Here is a 17,360-nt window from a genome sequence, read left to right as displayed (position 1 = left end):
GACGTCCTATGCCGTGGCGGAGACGGCTGGCCTGTCGGCCAGCCCCGACGAGACGAGGGCGCTGTCGACGAAGTCGCCGAGCTCGCGTGCCCAGTAGAAGCCGACGTGGTTGCCCGGGTACCAGTGGATGGTGGGTCGGTCCCAGTGGAGCCACAGCCGCTGGGCCTGTCCGGGGGTGGCCAGGCGGTCGGCGAGCCCGGCGTAGATGAACCGACCCGAGTGCGGCACGCGGGATCTGAGGACCAGCGGCGAGATCACCCTGTGGATCCGGCTCGCCTCCTCGCCGAGGAGGTGGTGCTCGGCGGCCCGGCGCCGAACCTGGGGCGGAGAGTGATGGAAGAACAGGTGCGGCAGGTCGGCCGCCGGGATGCCGGCGATGGCACAGCCCAGACCGTCCTCCAGCCCGGCCAGGAGGGCGGTCATGTAGCCGCCGAGGGAGATGCCGTAGAGGCCGATCGCCGGCGCTCCCTCGCTCCTGACCCAGCCCAGCAGCCGACGTATGTCCCAGACGCCCTGGGCGATCCCGTGGATGCTGTTGAGGATGTCGAACGACAGCAGGCTGTCCGAGCCCAGCCGGCTGATCTTTCGAGGGCCGTGGCAGGGCAGGACCGGCAGGAGGAGGTTCAGCCCGAGGTCGCGATGAAGGCGCAGGGCACGGAAGGCCGGGAGGTCGAGCATGGCGCTCCCGGTCCCGAAGCCGTGCAGGCACACGAGCCAGGGCCGGGGCGGGCCGGGATGGCGGAGGACCCACGCGTGGGCCGTCCGGTTTGGCGTCATGTCCAGCCATCGCCGCCGGCCCGGCTCCCCCTCGTGCGGCTCGTAGCCGCTTTCGAACCACAGGTGCTCGTACGAGATCCCCCGCGTCCAGGCCAGGTCGAGCGGCCTGCAGGCCTCGATGGTGGGCGACGACAGGGCCGGCGGGTCAGGGTGGTAGGAGGTGGTATCGGTCAGCCATCCCCGGCTCTCGAACAGGTCGGCCGCCTCGAGGACCTCTCGCCCGACGCGCTCGTAGTCGGCGCGGTGCGGGTAGCGCTTCGGGCTCTTCATGACGGCCAGGAGCAGCTCGTCCATCGCCACCTGGGCCGCCAGCCCGGCGCTCGGTTGCGGCGAGGGCGGATAGGCGGGGATGGGTGGCCGCCGGCTGCGGGCCCAGGAGCGGGCCACGAACGCAGCTGTACGCGGCGCGGTCATGGCGATGCGGACGGGGGGTTCGGCAGCGCGAACCAGCAGCCGGTACACCTCGGCCGGCAGCGGCCTCCCAGCTGACCCCCTCTGCGACCCAGCTGACCCCGTCTGCGACCCCGCCTCACCCTCACGGCCACCAACTAGCATGCTCCTGATGGTACGTCAGGATGCTGGGGATCCGACACGACCATCTCGGACGTTCAACCTCTGTGACCTGTTCGAGCTGGTGGCCGACGCCATTCCCGACCGCGAGGCGCTCGTCGCGGGTGAGAGTCGGCTGACGTACGCCGGGCTCGACCGGCGGGCCAACCGTCTCGCCCATCACCTGCAGTCAGCCGGGGTCCGAGCCGGCGACCACGTGGGGCTCCAGCTGCTAAACGGCGCCGAGTACGTCGAAGCCATGCTGGCCGCATTCAAGATCAGGGCCGTACCCATCAACGTCAACTACCGCTACGTCGACGCCGAGCTGGCTCAGCTCTTCGATGACGCGGACCTCGTGACCGTCGTCCTCCACCGGCAGTTCTCCCCCCGTGTCGCCGCGGTGGCCCCAGACCTTCCGCTGCTGCACAGCCTGGTGGTAGTGGACGACGGGACCGACGAGCGGTGTCCCGCCGGTGCGGTCGGCTACGAGGAGGCGGTGGCTGCCGGGCGGCCGGACCGGGACTTCCAACCTCGTTCGAGCGACGATATCTACTGCGCCTACACGGGCGGCACCACCGGGATGCCCAAGGGCGTGCTCTGGCGTCACGAGGACATCTTCTTCGCCGCCATGGGCGGAGGCGACCCTCTCCAGTCGGGCGACTTCATCAGCCGGCCCGAGGAGCTGGTCGAGCGGCTCCCCGACACCGGGCTGGTCACGCTGGCCACGCCGCCGTTGATGCACGTGAGCGCCCATTGGCTGGCGTTCACGTCGCTCTTCGGCGGTGGCAGGCTCGTGGTCACGCCCCACGGCCGCTTCGATCCCGAGACGATCTGGACCCTGATCGGGCGCGAGGGGGTCAACGTCCTCGTGATCGTGGGTGATGCCATGGCCCGCCCCCTCGCCGACGCCCTGGCCGGGGCGGGCGAGCCGTACGACACGTCGACGCTGATCGTGATCGGGTCCGGCGGCGCGATCCTGTCTCCTTCCACCAAGCAGGCGCTGTCATCGCACCTGCCGAACGCATTGATCGTGGACGGCTTCGGGGCGTCAGAGACGGGCACCGTCGGGAGCCGGTCGAGCCTGCCCGGCTCGTCGGCCGGCGACGACCTGCCCCGGTTCACCCTCAACGAGCAGACCACGGTGCTCGACGACCAGCTCCGGCCCGTTGTCCCCGGTTCGGCGGTGACCGGCCGCCTGGCCCGCCGGGGGCACATCCCGCTCGGCTACTACAAGGACGAAGCCAAGACGGCGAGCACCTTCGTCGAGGTCGACGGCGTGCGCTGGGTGCTGCCCGGCGACATGGCCACGGTCGAAGAGGACGGTACGGTCGTGCTGCTCGGTCGGGGCTCGGGGAGCATCAACACCGGCGGTGAGAAGGTCTACCCCGAAGAGGTCGAGGCGGTCCTCAAGAGTCACCCGGCGATCTTCGACACCGTCGTCGTCGGTGTGCCCGACGAGCGTTGGGGGGAGCGGGTGGTCGCCGTGGTCGAGCCCCGCACCGGTAAGCACCTGGAGCTGGACGACATCCGGTCCTGGTCTCGGGAGCGGATGGCGGGATACAAGGTCCCGCGCCAGCTGCTGGTGGTGGACAAGATCCTTCGATCGCCCAGCGGCAAGGCCGACTACCGCTGGGCTCGCGACCGCGCCATCGAGCCGGTCGCCTCGCCAAAGGGGGCATAGATGAGACGACTTTCCGGTCTCGACTCCATCTTCCTGTACGCCGAGACACCGTCGATGCACATGCACGTGACGGGGGTGATCCTCCTCGACCCGTCGACGATGCCGGGCGGCTACTCGATCGACACCGTCAAGCAGATGCTGACCAGCCGCATGCACCTCCTGCCGCCATTTCGCGAGCGGGTCATGACCGTGCCCTTCCAGCTGGCCCACCCCCTTCTCATCGAGGACCCGGCCTTCGACATCGACAACCATCTCTTCCGGATCGGCGTACCCGCGCCGGGGACGCTTCAGGACCTCGCCGAGCTCGTCGGCAACATCGCCAGCCGCCCCCTCGACCGGAGCAAGCCCCTGTGGGAGATGTGGGTGGCCGAGGGGCTGGAGCACGGTTATGTGGCACTCATCGCCAAGATGCACCATTGCGTCATCGACGGAGTGTCGGGTGCCGACCTCATGGTGCACCTGTTCGACCTCGAGCCCGACACCAAGGTGGAACCGCCCGAGCAGGAGTGGCAACCCGAGCACAAGCCCTCGGATGTCGAGCTCGTCACCCACTCGGTCGCGTCCCGCATCCGTCACTGGCCGCAGGTGTTCCCGACAATGGCCCGGACCGGTCGGTCGGCCCTGGAGCTGCTCCGCGTGGTCCGGCGCAACGAGGGCCCGGCGGCCACACTGCCCTTCACCGCTCCCCGCACGAGCTTCAGCGGCGCAGTCACCCCGCACCGGGCGGTCGCTTTCGGCAAGGCCTCCCTCGACGACTTCAAGCTGGTGAAGAAGGTCTACGGCACGACGGTCAACGACGTCGTGCTGGCTGCCTGCGCCGGCACCATGCGCAAGTGGCTGATCGCGCACGACGACCTGCCCGAGAAGTCCCTCGTGGCGTCCGTGCCGGTCTCGGTCCGCTCGGATGACAAGCAGGACCAGCCCGGCAACCAGCTCTCGGCCATGTTCGTCGGGCTGCCGGTGCACATCGAGGACCCGATCGAGCGGCTGTTGCACATCCGGAGCGACACCAAGTCGGCCAAGGACGTCCACGGTGCGATCGGCGCCGATGCCCTCCAGAACTGGGCCGAGTTCGCGGCACCGGCCGTCTTCGCCCGGGCCGCCCGCTTCTACTCGGCCAGCAAGCTGGCCGACCGCCATCCGGTCGTGCACAACCTGGTCATCTCCAACGTCCCCGGACCGCCTGTCCCCCTGTACAGCGCCGGCGCCCGCGTCCTGGCCGTCTATCCGTTCGGGCCGATCATCGAAGGAGCAGGGCTCAACCTCACCGTGCTGTCCAACATGGGTTCGGTCGACTTCGGCGCGATCGCCTGCCGGGAGATGGTCCCCGACCTGTGGGACATCGCCACCGGTTTCACCGAGGCCGTCGAGGAGCTGCGCAAGCTGGCGGAGGAACGCCAGGGCACCCGATCAGGCGGGTGAGGCCCCGATAACCCTCGGCGCCTGGGCGCTCTCGACGAGGTCGCGGACCACGGGGCCGAGCTTGGCCGGGTCCCAGCGGTCCTCCTGGTCGATGGACGGGCCCCGTCGCCACCCCTCGGCCACCGCGATCAGCCCGCCGAAGATCTCGAAGACCCGCCCGGTGACGTCCTTGGACTCGGCACTCCCGAGCCAGGTCACCAGGGGAGCCACGTTCTCGGCCGCCATCTTGTCGAAGCCTTCCTCGGGCTTGGCCATGATCTCGGGGAACAACGACTCGGTCATCCGTGTGCGGGCCATGGGAGCAATGGCGTTCGCGGTCACGCCGTAGCGGCCGAGCTCGGCCGAGGCCACGACGGTGAAGGCGGCGATGCCGGCCTTGGCCGTGGAGTAGTTGGTCTGCCCCACGTTGCCGTAGAGCCCGGCGGCCGAGCTGGTGTTGATGATCCTGGCGTCGGCCGGCTCGCCCCCCTTGGCCAGCTCCCGCCAGTGGACGGCGGCGTGGTGGCTGACGCAGAAGGTGCCCTTCAAGTGCACGCGCATGACCAGATCCCAGTCGTCCTCGGTCATGCTCACCAGCATCCGGTCCCGAAGGATGCCCGCGTTGTTGACCACCACGTCAAGGCGTCCCCAGGTCTCGAGGGCGGTCGAGATCAGGTGCTGTGCGCCCTGCCAGTCGGCCACGTCGTCCCCGTTGGCCACCGCCTCCCCACCGCCAGCGCGGATCGCGTCGACGACCTCGCCGACGACCCCCGACGACCCACCCGTCCCGTCCACCTCGGCGCCAAGGTCGTTGACCACGACCTTGGCGCCCTGGCGGGCGAACTCGAGCGCGTGGCCCCGGCCGATGCCGCGACCCGCGCCCGTCACGATGACCACCCGACCGTCACAGATGCCACTCATGGCCCGAGTAGAACACATGCCAGTTTTCCCGACAAGTTCGGCCACTCGCTGTCTCCCTGGGGGTGCGGGGCAGGAATCGTGGTGATTTTCACCTTTCGTGAAGTCCCTTTTGCATGTCTCTGCACACTGGCATTTCGATCACCGGCGGCTCGCAGAGCAACGTCGTCAACGGCAACTTCGTAGGGACCACAGCGAACGGGGATGGGGCGATCGGCAACGGTCTTGACGGAGTATCTGTCAGCGGGTCCGACAACAACCAGTTGATCGGTTGTCAGTTCGTGAACAACCCGTTCGTCTATTACGCAACCACCAGAACGGCATCGAGGTCCGCGACACGGTCAACGGGTTCATCACCTTCAACACCTTCGGTGGTCTGCTGGCCTTCAAGGGAGCCGCCGCGAACGGCAACGACGGCCTGCTCATCACGTCCGCCGGAGGCAACAACGAGGTTCGGACGAACGTCTTCTCGGGGAACGACGACAACGGCATCGAGCTGGCGGGCAATGCCTCGGGGGTGAAGGTCGATCCCGACATCGTCGGGCTGACGACGAACGGCAAGACTCCCGCAACCTCCTGACCAGCAACTTCATCGGGGTGAACCGATTGCGCCAGCCCCTCCCCGACGGTGGCCTGGCGGTCGCCAACACCGGCACCCTGAACTTGCTCTTCGGCAACTCGATCTTCCCCTGATCTCCCGCCCACGCTCGAGCTGACATAGAATCAGATCCAGGCTCCCGCGCCGAGGAGGACTGCCCGTGGAGATCTCTGACGTGGACCTGGCCGACAAGGACGTCTTCGTCCGCGGCGTGCCCCACGACATGCTGACGACCCTGCGATCCAAGGCGCCGATCTGCTGGCAGGACGAGCCCGACGGCTCGGGCTTCTGGGCCGTCACCCGCTACGAGGACGTGGTGGCCATCAACCGCGACTGGGAGACCTACTCTTCCAACCGGGGCAGCGCGCTGCTCATGGACCAGGACGAGGAGATGCTGGCCCAGCAGCGCATGATGATGCTCAACATGGACCCGCCCATGCACACCCGCTACCGGCTCCTCGTGAACAAGGGGTTCACCCCGAGGATGGTTGGCCGCCTCGAGGATCGGGTCCGGGTGCTGGCGGGGGAGATCGTCGACGCCGTGGCTGCCAAGGGCGAGTGCGACTTCGTCACCGACATCGCAGCCGAGCTGCCCCTCCAGGTGATCGCCGAGATCATGGGCGTCCCCCAGGAGGACCGCCACCTCGTGTTCGACTGGAGCAACCGGATGATCGGCTCCGAGGACCCGGAGTACCAGACCACCGAGGAAGGCGCGATGGAGGCGTCGACCGAGCTCTACGCCTACGCCCACGAGCTGGCGGCCCAGAAGCGGTCCTCGCCGAGGGACGACATCATCAGCGTCCTGCTCGGGTCCGAGGTGAACGGGGAGAAGCTCAGCGAGCTCGAGTTCGACCTCTTCTTCCTGCTCTTGGCGGTGGCCGGCAACGAGACCACCCGCAACCTCATCGCCCACGGGATGCTCGCCCTCATCGAGCATCCCGACGAGCGGGCACGCCTGCTGAAGGATCCGTCCCTCCTGCCGAGTGCCATCGAGGAGATGCTGCGGTGGGGGACGCCGGTCATGCATTTCCGCCGGACGGCCCAGCGCGACATCGAGATCCTCGGCCAGCCCGTCGCCGAGGGCCAGAAGGTCGTGATCTGGTACATCTCTGCCAACCGGGACGACACCGTGTTCCCCGACCCGTTCCGCTTCGACGTCGGGCGCTCCCCCAACGAGCACATCTCCTTCGGAGGCGGGGGTCCCCACTTCTGCCTCGGCGCCAACCTCGCCCGGCTCGAGATCCGGGTCATCTTCGACGAGGTGCTCCGTCGCCTGCCCGACATGGAGCTGGCGGGACCGGTCGGGCGCCTGCGCTCGAACTTCATCAACGGGATCAAGCACATGCCCGTCGCCTTCTCGGCAAGCCCCGCCTCGGTCGGCTGAAACGAATGGCTCGCATCGACATTCCCGAGGGTGAGGGCGGCGACGCCGTCCAGGTCTGGTCGCTGCGACCGGAGATGGGCGGGGCTGTGGCCCGGTTGAGCGATGCCGCCTACAACAAGAGCATTCTGCCGGTCCGCGTCCGGGAGGCGGCGCGGATGCGCATCGCCCAGCTCAACGACTGTCCCATCTGACTGAGCTTTCGGGCTGCGTCGGTGACGCAGCAGGGACTCACCGAGGAATTCTACCGTCACGTCGCCGAGTACCGCACGGCCGACTACTCGGAACAGGAGCGGCTGGCTATCGAGTACGCCGAGCGGTTCGTGCTCGACCACACCCGGATCGATGATGACTTCTTCATCCGGCTGCGGGAGAGCTTCACCGACGCCGAGATCCTCGACCTCACGATCTGTGTGGCCACCTTTCTCGGGCTCGGCCGTCTGCTGCGCGTCCTCGGCATCGACGAGACGTGCCAGGTCGACGTCTCCCCTACGACGCGGCCGGTACCTCCTGGGCCGGCGTCGTAAAGCGGTAGCCCTCGGCCCTCAGCGTGTCGATGAGCTGGGCGAGCATGCCAACGGTGTTGCCCCGGAACCCCCCGCCGTCGTGGAGCAGGATCACGGCGCCGGGGCGCACCTGGGAGAGGATGCGCGACAGCAGGACATCAGGCGGCGGTACCAGGTAGTCGCTCGGATCGATCGACCAGGTGAGCACGCGCAGCCCTCGAGCGTGGGCGGTCGCGATCACGTCGGGCGAGAGGACGCCGGCCGGCGGCCGATAGAAGCGGGGTCGCACGCCGGCGGCGGCCTCGATCAGGTCCGCTCCCCGTCCGACCTCAAACGCCACTCGGGCGTGGGACGCGTAGTTGAGTGTGGTGTCGTGGTCGACCGTGTGGTCGCAGACGGTCTCCCCCTGCGCCACCTCGGCTCGGACGAGCTCCGGATGGGCCCAGGCCCAGCGGCCGATGTCGCAGAACGTGGCCGGGACGCGCTCGGCGCCCAGGATACGGAGCACCTCTGGCGTCCAGGTCGGGTCCGGCCCATCGTCGAACGTGAGAGCCACGACGCGATCGGCCTCGGGCTGGACGGGCGAGGCGGAGGCCACCGGTGACGTGGCAACGACCTCGCCGCTGAGCTCGCCTACCCGCTCGGCCAGCGACGCCGCCGAGCCCGGGTGCCATAGCGTGCGCTCAACGTCGGGCAACCCGGCGCGGACGTCGCCCATCGGCGCAGTGGCGACGAGGCCGGGCTGGCCCGTGCCGGAGCTGCCGGCAGCGCCGGCGGCTCCGGGGGAGCTCGCCGCACCTGGATCGAGCTTCACCAGGCGGACCACCGTCGGCTCGACGGCCGACCCCTGCCGGAGCTCGATCCGGTCGCCCGGTCGTACGGGGACGGAGGCGACGGCCCTGTGCCCGTCGACCAGGATCACTGGGGCCACCGTGTGGTCTCGATCGGTGATGAGGCGGTGGCTCACCACGGCGTAGCGCCGCCCGGGAGGAAGCTCCAGCCCAGCCGAGCGAAGGACCGAGGCGACGGTGGCGCGGGCCCCTGGGAGCAGGAGGCGCCGACCGTTGACGGTGGCGGTCGCGGGGGCCAAGGCGGTGGCTGCGGGTTGCTGCCTCGCTGACCCCCACATGGCGACGATGCAGCCCACCGCCACGACAACACCGACGACCCTCAACCTCACCCGCGTCTCCCGAACAACGCCGGCGGCCGAACCTAACCGGCCCGGATGTCCGGGTAGCAGACGGGGCGGGAACGGCCGCTGAACTCCTGCCGAGGCTCACCCCCCTATTCAGCTTGTGCTCAGCCCACCGACGCTGCCGCCGAGCACGAACGTCGCCGGCCGCCCAGCTGTGCAGATCGAGCGCAGCGAGGGCCTCCCCGGCTCGAGCGCGAACAGGTCAGAGACGTACGGAGGTCGTCGTGGCCGGGACCAATGGCAGGTCCCGGCCACGGCCGGCGCGGGCCCCTACTCCGCTGCGTGCGCTCGCTGTCGAAGAACCGCCCGAGCGTCCTTCTCGACGAGGACGGGCACGAAGTCGCGGATGCGGGCGTCGGCATAGGCGCTGATCGCCTCGTTCATCTGCGCTTCGACCTCATTGGCCGGTATCGGCCGGCTGGTCCCGTCGAACCGCCGGATCAGCTCGTCGGTCACCGCCCGGAGGCGCGACTGCTCGTCGCCGCCACCAAGGAGGTCTCCGCCGCTCACCACTGCGCGAGTCATACAACGTCGCCGCCCCCTGTGCAAGCACGTCTGTGCGCGGCGCAGATCCGGCCCAGCCGGTTGATGTTGGGCGCAATCGGGTCGCCCGTGCGGGCGCATCTGCCGCTACAGCTACAGCTCGGCCGGAGGGACCGCGGCAGCTGTGGCCGCCGTCACGCACTCCTCGTCGACGCCCTCGAGCGACGAGAGGTGGGACACGAGCACCTCCGAGATCTGGCCCAGTTGGCGGAGCTGGTCCCGCGACAGCTGGTCGAACAGGTGGGCCCGCACGCTCACCAGGTGCTTGGGAGCGGCCGTCTCCAGCGTGGCCAGGCCCTCGTCGGTGAGCTTCGCGTACCAGCCCCGCCGGTCCTTGGGGCAACTCTCACGACGCACCCAGCCTGCCTTCTCCAGGCGGCCGATGGCGTGCGACATGCGGCTCGGTGAGGACTGGGTGGCGGCGGCCAGGTCGCTCATGCGCAGCGCCCGCTCGGGAGCCTCCGACAGCAGCACCAGGATGGCGTAGTAGCTGTTGGGCATGCCCGCCTCGGCCTGGAGCTCCCGGTCCAGCTGGGCCCAGAGGAGCCGGGTGGCCGACAGGAAGGCGCGCCAGGTCCGCTGCTCATCGTCATCCAGCCAGCGGATCTCACTCACAGGCCCCAGTCTACCGGACCCGGGCCCATTCCCTTGAGCGCTGAAATAACTAGGTCTAGTCTCGCGTTCAACGGTTCAGAGCTTGAGAACCTCACCTCGAGGGCCTCACCCGACAAAAGGAGCCCACCATGTCTGATGTTGCTACCCAGCTCCCCACCGGTTACGTGGCCGGCACGTGGGATATCGATCCCGTCCACTCTGAGGTGTCCTTCTCCGTACGTCACATGATGGTGAGCAAGGTCCGCGGCCGCTTCGGGTCGTTCCAGGGCCAGATCAGCACCGGCGACGACCACCTGGCCTCGTCGGTGAGCGCCACCATCGACCTGGCGTCGGTGGACACCAACGACGAGACCCGCGACAACCACCTACGCTCCCCCGACTTCCTGGACGTCGAGAACCACAAGACGATGAGCTTCACCTCCACTTCGGTACAGCCCAAGGGCGACGGCTATGTCGTCGAAGGTGAGCTCTCGCTCCATGGCGTCACCCGGCCGGTGACGCTCGACCTCGAGCCCAACGGCTTCGGCCCCGACCCCTTCGGAGGCACCAGGGCGGGCTTCTCGGCCCAGACGGAGATCAGCCGGAAGGACTTCGGGATCACCTTGGACATGCCGCTCGAGGGCGGGGGCGTCGTCGTGGGCGACAAGATCCAGATCACCCTGGAGATCGAGGCGGTCCTGCAGAAGCAGGCCGCCTGATGCAGGGCAACGGGTCGGGCCCCGACCGGACCGCCTTCGTCCTCACCGGCGGGGGCAGCCTGGGGGCGGTCCAGGTGGGCATGCTGTACGCCCTCCTGGAGGCGGGCGTGCACCCGGACCTGGTGGTTGGCAGCTCGGTAGGCGCCTTGAACGGCGCCTACCTGGCTAGCCATCCCACCGTCGAGGGCATCGAGGACCTCGCCGGCCTGTGGGAATCGATCAAACGCACCGAGATCTTCCCGATCAGCCCGCGCCGGATGGTGGCGGGGGCGCTCGGCTGGCGCGACCACCTCTTTGACCCGTTGGGCCTTCGGACCCTGATCTTGAGGGCCAATCTCGGCTTCACCCGACTCGAGGACGCACCGATCGAGCTCCACGTGATGGGGACCGACGTGCGTGCCGGCGCACCGGTCATGCTCTCTCGTGGCGACGCCGTCGACGCGCTCATGGCCAGCGCCGCCATGCCCGGGGCCTTCCCCCCGGTGGAGTTGGACGGCCGGCTTCTCATCGACGGGAGCGTGACCGCCGACACCCCGCTCGAGCAGGCCGAGGCGCTGGGCGCCACCACGATCTACCTGCTGCCGACGGCGGCCCAGGACGACGCGTCGCCTCGCGGGGCGCTGGACATGGTGCAGCACGCCATCGCCCTCGCCCTCCGCCAGAGCGAGTCCAGGCGGCAGGTCGAGGTGTCATCGCGGGTACCGCTCCACGTGCTACCTACCCCGCCGAGGGCAGGGCACTCGGTGTTCGATTTCAGTCACACGATCGAGCTCATCGACTCGGCCTACCTCGAGACGGCCGCCTGGCTGGCCAGCCAGTCGTCGCAGCTGGTGGCGTGATCGCGCTTCGGCTGCCGCGGCTAGCTTCATGACATGAAGCTCGGGCTGCACGTGGGGTATTGGGGCGCAGGTCCGCCTGCCGACGCGACCGCGGCCGTCGCCGAGGCGGAGCGATTGGGTTTCGATTCGGTCTGGACGGCCGAGGCGTACGGCTCGGACGCCCTCACGCCGCTCGCCTGGTGGGGGTCGACGACCAGCCGGGTCAGGCTCGGCACCGACATCGTCCAGATGTCGGCCCGGACGCCGACGGCCACCGCCATGGCCGCCATCACCCTCGACCATCTCAGTGGAGGACGGTTCGTGCTCGGGCTCGGTGTGTCGGGCCCCCAGGTGGTGGAGGGGTGGTACGGGCAACCCTTCCCGAAGCCCCTCGCCCGCACCCGCGAGTACGTCTCGATCATCCGCCAGGTGCTCGCCCGCCAGGAGCCGGTGACCGCATCAGGCGAGCACTACCCGCTGCCCTATCCGGGGGGAACGGGACTCGGCAAGCCGCTCAAGTCCATCGTCCACCCGTTGCGCGCGGACATCCCGATCATCCTGGGCGCCGAGGGCCCGAAGAACGTCGCCCTCGCCGCCGAGATCGCCGACGGCTGGTTCCCCATCTACTACTCGCCCCGTCGGGAGGAGGTCTACCGCGACGCGCTGGCGGAGGGCTTCGCCCGACCGCAGGCGAGGCGCCGCTCGACCGAGTTCGAGATCCTGGCCATGGTGCCCGTCATCATGGACGACGACGTCGAGAAGGCGGCCGACCTCATGCGGCCGACCCTCGCCCTCTACATCGGCGGGATGGGGGCCCGGGAGATGAACTTCCACTACGACGTGTTCGTGCGCATGGGCTACGGGGAGGCAGCGGACAAGATCCAGCAGCTCTACCTCGACGGCCACAAGGACGAAGCGGCGGCGGTCGTGCCGACCGAGCTGATCGAGGAGGTGGCCCTCATCGGTCCGCGAGCCAAGATCAAGGACGACCTCGAGGCCTGGACCTCCTCCCGGGTCACGACGATCCTGCTGGGCGGGACCTCGGTCCCGATGATGCGGACGATGGCCGAGCTGCTCTTGTGAGGTCGTGCGTGCGGGCGCCGAGGGCAGTCAGCGCCTGCTTGTCGACCTTGAGCATCGAGGTGAGCGGGAGCTCGGTCAGCAGCTCGAGCCGATCGGGTGCCTTGTAGTCGGCCAGCCGCTGTCGGCACCACGTCCGGAGGTCGTCGAGCTGCGGTGCTGCGCCGCTCGCGGGCACGACGTAGGCGGCCCCGATCTGACCGAGAACGGGGTCGGGCAGGCCGACGACCGCCACCTTGTCGACGCCGGGGTGCTCGCCCAGGACACCCTCCACCTCGGCCGGGTAGACGTTGTAGCCGCCGCGGATGTACATCTCGCTCCTCCGCCCGACGAGGACCAGGTTGCCGGCGGCGTCGACGCGCCCCAGGTCGCCGGTGGTGAGCCATCCTTCACGTAGCACCTCGGCCGTGCGGACAGGATCGTCCCAGTAGCCGCGCATGACAGCAGCCGAGCGGCAGCGAACCCGGCCGACCTCGCCGCCGCCGGCCGGGTGGCCCTCGGCGTCGACCACCTCGATCGCGACCCCCTCGCTGGCCCTGCCGACCGTGCCCGAGACGACCTCATCGGCGTCGCCGACGCGCGACCGGGTGGTGATGGCCGCCTCGGTGCTCGTGTAGGCCACCACGACGGCGCACCCGAGGCGCCGTCGCATCTCCCGCACCAGCTCGGGCGGCACCGTCGACGCGCCCGTGCCCGCAACCCGCAGACTCGACACGTCCGTGTCGTCGAAGTGCGGATCGGCCAGCATCAGCGACCACTGGGTGGGGACCCCCTGGGCCACCGTGACTGCCTCCTCCTCGATGAGGCGCAGCGCCTGCCCGGCCTTCCAGGGGCTGGGGACGATGACGGTGGTGATGACGTTGACCAGCTCGTCCCAGGGCTTGGTCATGTAGCCGACGTGGGCGAACGGCAACGGCGACAGTCGCCGGTCCCCCGGGCGGCTGAGGTCACCGGCCCCCACCGCGCACGCCTCCAGGTTGGCGTGGCCGAAGACCGCTCCTTTCGGCTCGCCCGTGGTGCCACTGGTCCACACGATGGCCACCGCTTCCGAGCCGTCGATGCGGGGCCGGGGCCTGATCGGGTCCCGGCGGCAGGCCTCGTCGAGCTCGTCCCGGCCGATGAGCCGACCCGCGCCGGGGTGTAGCGCGTGCACGCCCGCGACTCGATCGACGACCGTGAGCCTCGGACGGGTCCGGGAGATGATGCTGGCCACCTCGGCCGGACCCAGGCGGGGGTTGATGCCCGAGGTGACCGCCCCCAGGCGCATGGCGGCCTGGTAGCACACGGCGTAGTCGGACGAGGACGGCAGCATGAGACACACCACGTCGCCCCGCCCGACACCCGCCTCGGCCAGCGTGGCCGCCAGCCCGTCGGCCGCTCGGTCCCAGCCGGCGAACGTGAGCCGGCGCCCTCCGTCGACGAACGCCTCCCGCTCCGGATGGGCCTCGGCCGTGGCCCGCATGAGGTCCACCACGGACCGGAATGACCCCCGCATCGCCTCGATCACGCAGAGGATCGTACGATGCAGAGCCGTGACACTCCTCCCGGTGATCGACGAGGACTCGGGGCCCTTCTGGGAGGGGGCCCGTCGGGGCGAGCTGGTGATGCAGCGGTGCGGCGGCTGCGGCCGCCTCCGCTTCCCGCCCCGCCCCATGTGCCCGCAGTGCCAGTCCACCGAAGTCACCTGGGTGCGGATGTCGGGCCGGGGCACGGTCTGGTCGTTCGTGGTCCCCCACCCGCCGCTGCTTCCCGCCTACGCCGAGCTGGCGCCCTACAACGTCGTGGTGGTGGCCCTCGACGAGGACCCGACCCTACGACTGGTGGGCAACCTGGTGACCTCGGCCGACGGCCCGATCAACGAGCTCCTCGACATCGAGATCGGCACCCCCGTGCGCGTCGTGTTCGCCCCGGTGTCCGACGACGTGTCCCTCCCCCGCTGGGTCCCCGCCTAGCCGCGGCGCGCCCGCGGTTCGTCGTCGGGCCCAGCCTCCCGGGCCGGACGTGGCCGGGGCGCAGACGCGGTTCGTCGTCGGGCCCGGCCCCGCCGGGCGGGGCCTAGCTCTACAGGGCCGCCTGCGCGGCGGCCATCAGGATGGTCGGGCCCCGGAGGTCGCCGATGAGGCCTCCTTCCATGCGGTTCATCACGTAGCAGACAGTGAGGCGCGCGTCCTGGTCGATCACGATCATCGATCCCCCGTAACCACCCCAGAAGCACGTCCGCGGGCCCATGGGCATGAGCTCGCCGCTCAAGCCATAGCCCATCCCCATGCGCATGGGCACCCGGAGCACGAGGTCGGTGCCGTTGGACTGCTCCTCGAAGATGACGTCGCACCCCTTCTCCGACAGCAGGCGCACGCCTGCGGTCTCGCCGCCGCCGGCGATCACGTCCTGGATCGCCGCCACCGAGCGAGCGTTGCCGTGGCCGTTGGCTGCCGGGATCTCGGCCCGGCGCCACCACTCGGTGTTCGCCATCGAGCCGTCGACGTTTGGGTTCATGAGCGTACGTACCGGGATGCTGGTCGGGTCCAGTGTCGAGGCGTCCATCGGCTCGGGCGGGACGACGGGCGATACCCGTTCATCCTCGGATGGAGGAAGCCCGATGTGGAAGTCCGCAGCGAGCGGCCCAGCCACCTCCGACGCGAACCACGTCCCGATGGACACCCCGGTGATACGGCGCACGACCTCGCCGATGAGATACCCCTGCGTGACGGCGTGGTAGCCCGCGGCAGTCCCGGGCTCCCACCACGGCTCCTGGGCTGCGAGGGTCGAGGTGCACTTCTCCCAGTCGGCGAGATCCTCTGGCTGCAACGGCTCGCTGAAGCCGGCGAGGCCGGCCGTGTGGCTCATGATGTGGCGCACTTCGACCGCCTCCTTGCCGCCGGCCGCGAACTCGGGCCAGTAGGTGCGCACCGGGGCAGAGAAGTCGAGCTCGCCGCGATCGGCCAGCATCAGGGCACACAAGAAAGTCATCGTCTTGGTGGTCGACCACACGTTGGTGATGGTGTCCCGTTCCCACGGGGTCGTGCGGGCCTCGTCCGCATGCCCACCCCACACGTCCACCACGGGTCGGCCGTCCACTCGCACGGCGACCGATGCACCGAGATCCGTGCCGGCATCGAGGCTGTCCGCCAACGTCTCGCGGACCGCCTCGAACGGAGCCTCGCAGCTCCCGTGTACCTCAGCCATGTCGTCGATCCCTCCTGTCGCAGCGGAGTCTGTCACCCGCCACCCGGGACCGCCTCTCTCGTGCTGAGTGGCGGCCGTAGGATTCGCAGCATGGATCCGGACGTCGTGCCCTATTACCGTGGCGACCTCGCCCTGGTCCACCACATGGGATTCGGCTTCCACGCCGACGCCTGCGCCCCCGGGATCCTCGCGCTGTTGCAGCCGGTAAGAGATCGGCGCGGCCTCGTGGTCGAGCTCGGGTGCGGGAGCGGGCTGCTCACGCGCCACCTCCTCGACGCCGGCCACCGCGTCGTGGCGACCGACGCCTCGGCCGCCATGCTCGCGCTCGCCCGCGACCACGCTGCGGAGGCAGAGAGCATCCAACAGCTCGTCCTGCCCGACGACGCCGTGCCACCCGCAGACGCCATCGTGTCGACCGGGCACGCCCTGAACTACCTGTCGAACGAGGCCGCCCTCGACCGAGCGCTGGTTGCGGCCGCTCAGGCCCTTCGCCCTGGTGGCGTCCTCGCCATCGACCTCTGCGACCTCGAATGGGGCGTGGCCCGGCGCGGCGAGCCTCCGCTGGTCCAAGTCAACGACGACTGGGTGCTTGCGACCCGCTTCTCGTCGCCGTCGCCCGATCGCTACGTCCGTGAGATGACGGTATTCGTCCGCCACCGGGATGGCTCCTGGCACCGCGACGACGAGCGCCACGACAACGTCCTTATCGACACCTCCCGCGTCCCTTCGCTCCTGGCTGACCACGGCGTCGATGCGAGGATCGCGCCGTCCTTCAGCACCGAGGAGCTGCCCCCGGGTCTGGTCGCCGTCATCGGCCATCGACCCGCGTAACCGTCGCCTCGCCCGGGTCGCGGTCATCAGATGATCTCCCGCACCTCGTCCGCCGGGTCGTAGTTCGGTGCCGGTGTCTCGGTCATGTTGCCTTCCCTCGTTTCGAGAAGAGGACCGCGCTGATCACGGCGCGCGTGCCCATTTGCTGTCATTGCTGGTGCCCGGCTGCGTTCGCGTCAGGATCCGCTGCCAATCACGGCGGCTCCCTGCCGCCTCCGCCACCGCCCAGTAGTCCCGCCTGGCGGTCCTGCTCGGTCTTGCGCTGGTGGCACTCGTAGCAACGGCCGGCCATGTTGTCGCGACTGGTGGGTCCCCCGTTGGCGACCGGATCGACGTGGTCGCGCTCGATGCCGTGGCGCTTGCCGCAGTCCACACAGCCCAGGCCGTCGAAGCCGGGAGGATCGACGAGCTCGAGGGCCGTGCGCAGCTCGGCGGGGATGTGGCGCCCGATGTGTCTGACGGTCTCGATGCGCACCCCGTCGTGGATCACCCCCTTCACGAAGGCCTCCTCGGCTCGCTGGCGGGCCACCGACACGGGGACCGGGCCCCCGCCCACGAGGTGACAGGTCCCCTCCCCGCCGTC

At 69.6% G+C, this 17,360-nt stretch carries 19 protein-coding genes; 11 read left to right on the top strand and 8 right to left on the bottom strand.

What is annotated here, in order from left to right; genetic code table 11:
* Positions 1 to 6: 6 nt before the first annotated feature.
* Complete coding sequence (locus VH112_05980; GenBank protein HEX4539778.1) at positions 7 to 1,164, bottom strand: alpha/beta hydrolase; 1,158 nt, start codon at positions 1,162 to 1,164, stop codon at positions 7 to 9.
* A gap of 175 nt (positions 1,165 to 1,339) precedes the next feature.
* Between VH112_05980 and VH112_05975 the strand changes: the two genes are divergently transcribed.
* Positions 1,340 to 3,007 carry an acyl-CoA synthetase gene (locus tag VH112_05975; protein ID HEX4539777.1) on the top strand — a complete coding sequence of 556 codons (1,668 nt, stop codon included), beginning with the start codon at positions 1,340 to 1,342 and terminating at the stop codon, positions 3,005 to 3,007.
* Positions 3,008 to 4,429, top strand: coding sequence for a wax ester/triacylglycerol synthase family O-acyltransferase (locus tag VH112_05970; protein ID HEX4539776.1), 1,422 nt, complete (start codon positions 3,008 to 3,010; stop codon positions 4,427 to 4,429).
* Here VH112_05970 and VH112_05965 read toward each other — a convergent pair.
* The gene (locus tag VH112_05965; protein ID HEX4539775.1) at positions 4,418 to 5,329 is read right to left on the bottom strand and encodes an SDR family oxidoreductase; all 912 of its coding nucleotides are present in this window, start codon (positions 5,327 to 5,329) and stop codon (positions 4,418 to 4,420) included. The genes VH112_05970 and VH112_05965 overlap by 12 nt on opposite strands.
* Positions 5,330 to 5,597: 268 nt before the next feature.
* Here VH112_05965 and VH112_05960 point away from each other — a divergent pair, with 268 nt between their 5' ends.
* The 4 genes from VH112_05960 to VH112_05945 all read left to right on the top strand — a co-directional run bounded on the left by VH112_05960 (position 5,598) and on the right by VH112_05945 (position 7,832).
* On the top strand, positions 5,598 to 5,906 hold the full coding sequence (locus tag VH112_05960) for a right-handed parallel beta-helix repeat-containing protein (protein HEX4539774.1): 309 nt from the start codon (positions 5,598 to 5,600) through the stop codon (positions 5,904 to 5,906).
* A gap of 178 nt (positions 5,907 to 6,084) precedes the next feature.
* A complete protein-coding gene (locus VH112_05955) occupies positions 6,085 to 7,308 on the top strand; it encodes a cytochrome P450 (protein ID HEX4539773.1) in 1,224 nt (407 codons plus the stop codon).
* A 5-nt stretch (positions 7,309 to 7,313) separates the two neighbouring features.
* Complete coding sequence (locus tag VH112_05950; GenBank protein ID HEX4539772.1) at positions 7,314 to 7,499, top strand: hypothetical protein; 186 nt, start codon at positions 7,314 to 7,316, stop codon at positions 7,497 to 7,499.
* A 21-nt stretch (positions 7,500 to 7,520) separates the two neighbouring features.
* A complete protein-coding gene (locus VH112_05945; GenBank protein HEX4539771.1) occupies positions 7,521 to 7,832 on the top strand; it encodes a hypothetical protein in 312 nt (103 codons plus the stop codon).
* On the opposite strand, the gene VH112_05940 is transcribed toward VH112_05945, so the two are convergent.
* From VH112_05940 to VH112_05930, 3 genes are all read right to left on the bottom strand, one after another.
* Positions 7,795 to 8,991: a polysaccharide deacetylase family protein gene (locus tag VH112_05940; protein ID HEX4539770.1), complete on the bottom strand. Its 1,197-nt coding sequence runs from the start codon at positions 8,989 to 8,991 to the stop codon at positions 7,795 to 7,797. The two genes, VH112_05945 and VH112_05940, sit on opposite strands and share 38 nt — an antisense overlap.
* Positions 8,992 to 9,276: 285 nt before the next feature.
* The gene (locus tag VH112_05935; protein ID HEX4539769.1) at positions 9,277 to 9,516 is read right to left on the bottom strand and encodes a DUF3562 domain-containing protein; all 240 of its coding nucleotides are present in this window, start codon (positions 9,514 to 9,516) and stop codon (positions 9,277 to 9,279) included.
* Between the two features lie 126 nt (positions 9,517 to 9,642).
* Entirely contained in the window at positions 9,643 to 10,164 is a 522-nt protein-coding gene (locus VH112_05930; protein ID HEX4539768.1) for a MarR family transcriptional regulator, read from the bottom strand.
* Positions 10,165 to 10,292: 128 nt separating this feature from the next.
* Between VH112_05930 and VH112_05925 the strand changes: the two genes are divergently transcribed.
* Genes VH112_05925 through VH112_05915 form a run of 3 tightly spaced genes read left to right on the top strand, consistent with a single transcriptional unit; the run spans position 10,293 to position 12,763 of the window.
* Positions 10,293 to 10,862, top strand: a complete 570-nt coding sequence (locus VH112_05925) for a YceI family protein (protein HEX4539767.1) — start codon at positions 10,293 to 10,295, stop codon at positions 10,860 to 10,862.
* Entirely contained in the window at positions 10,862 to 11,701 is an 840-nt protein-coding gene (locus VH112_05920; GenBank protein ID HEX4539766.1) for a patatin-like phospholipase family protein, read from the top strand. The genes VH112_05925 and VH112_05920 overlap by 1 nt, the downstream gene beginning before the upstream one ends.
* Positions 11,702 to 11,734: 33 nt before the next feature.
* Entirely contained in the window at positions 11,735 to 12,763 is a 1,029-nt protein-coding gene (locus VH112_05915) for an LLM class F420-dependent oxidoreductase (GenBank protein ID HEX4539765.1), read from the top strand.
* On the opposite strand, the gene VH112_05910 is transcribed toward VH112_05915, so the two are convergent.
* Positions 12,696 to 14,267, bottom strand: coding sequence for an AMP-binding protein (locus VH112_05910; protein ID HEX4539764.1), 1,572 nt, complete (start codon positions 14,265 to 14,267; stop codon positions 12,696 to 12,698). The two genes, VH112_05915 and VH112_05910, sit on opposite strands and share 68 nt — an antisense overlap.
* A gap of 25 nt (positions 14,268 to 14,292) precedes the next feature.
* Here VH112_05910 and VH112_05905 point away from each other — a divergent pair, with 25 nt between their 5' ends.
* On the top strand, positions 14,293 to 14,712 hold the full coding sequence (locus tag VH112_05905) for a Zn-ribbon domain-containing OB-fold protein (protein HEX4539763.1): 420 nt from the start codon (positions 14,293 to 14,295) through the stop codon (positions 14,710 to 14,712).
* 109 nt (positions 14,713 to 14,821) lie between these two features.
* On the opposite strand, the gene VH112_05900 is transcribed toward VH112_05905, so the two are convergent.
* Positions 14,822 to 15,946, bottom strand: a complete 1,125-nt coding sequence (locus tag VH112_05900) for a serine hydrolase domain-containing protein (GenBank protein ID HEX4539762.1) — start codon at positions 15,944 to 15,946, stop codon at positions 14,822 to 14,824.
* A 90-nt stretch (positions 15,947 to 16,036) separates the two neighbouring features.
* On the opposite strand from VH112_05900, the gene VH112_05895 reads away from it, so the two are divergent.
* Positions 16,037 to 16,777: a class I SAM-dependent methyltransferase gene (locus VH112_05895; protein ID HEX4539761.1), complete on the top strand. Its 741-nt coding sequence runs from the start codon at positions 16,037 to 16,039 to the stop codon at positions 16,775 to 16,777.
* Between the two features lie 193 nt (positions 16,778 to 16,970).
* On the opposite strand, the gene VH112_05890 is transcribed toward VH112_05895, so the two are convergent.
* On the bottom strand, positions 16,971 to 17,360 hold a 390-nt coding region (locus tag VH112_05890; protein HEX4539760.1), incomplete at its 5' end, for an HNH endonuclease signature motif containing protein.

Source organism: Acidimicrobiales bacterium (genome assembly GCA_036270875.1).
In the GTDB taxonomy this organism is placed as follows: Bacteria; Actinomycetota; Acidimicrobiia; order Acidimicrobiales; family AC-9; genus AC-9.
Note: the sequence above shows the minus strand (reverse complement) of the source record. Positions and strands in the feature narration are given on the sequence as shown.